Raw genomic sequence first — 486 nt, forward strand, 5'->3', positions numbered from 1 at the left:
ATATTATGCGGGTGTGGCGGAATTGGCAGACGCACTAGACTTAGGATCTAGCGCCGCAAGGCGTGGGGGTTCGACTCCCTTCACCCGCACCATTTAATTTCATAATTGTCAGATTAAAAATATCTTATGCATTTTTGCGGAAGTAGTTCAGTGGTAGAACACCACCTTGCCAAGGTGGGGGTCGCGAGTTCGAACCTCGTCTTCCGCTCCAAAAAATGCCGGGGTGGCGGAACTGGCAGACGCACAGGACTTAAAATCCTGCGGTGAGTGATCACCGTGCCGGTTCGATTCCGGCCCTCGGCACCATTTTTCAAAAAAACATTATTGCGCCCGTAGCTCAATTGGATAGAGCGTCTGACTACGGATCAGAAGGTTGTGGGTTCGACTCCTGCCGGGCGCGCCAATTTATCGGAATGTAGCTCAGCTTGGTAGAGCACTTGGTTTGGGACCAAGGGGTCGTAGGTTCGAATCCTGTCATTCCGACCA

Annotated in this window: 5 tRNA genes; all 5 read left to right on the forward strand. The window is 51.9% G+C overall.

The annotated features are described in order from the left end of the window. Window positions 1-7 precede the first annotated feature (7 nt). The 5 genes from LZ480_RS19715 to LZ480_RS19735 all read left to right on the forward strand — a co-directional run bounded on the left by LZ480_RS19715 (window position 8) and on the right by LZ480_RS19735 (window position 486). Window positions 8-92, forward strand: a tRNA-Leu gene (locus tag LZ480_RS19715). Between the two features lie 44 nt (window positions 93-136). Continuing rightward, window positions 137-211: transfer RNA gene (locus LZ480_RS19720), tRNA-Gly, on the forward strand. 6 nt (window positions 212-217) lie between these two features. Then, window positions 218-306 (forward strand) — tRNA-Leu (locus tag LZ480_RS19725). A 20-nt stretch (window positions 307-326) separates the two neighbouring features. Next, window positions 327-403 (forward strand) — tRNA-Arg (locus LZ480_RS19730). A 6-nt stretch (window positions 404-409) separates the two neighbouring features. Continuing rightward, a tRNA-Pro gene (locus LZ480_RS19735) sits at window positions 410-486 on the forward strand.

It is taken from the genome of Solibacillus palustris (assembly GCF_022549215.1).
In the GTDB taxonomy this organism is placed as follows: Bacteria; Bacillota; Bacilli; order Bacillales_A; family Planococcaceae; genus Solibacillus; species Solibacillus daqui.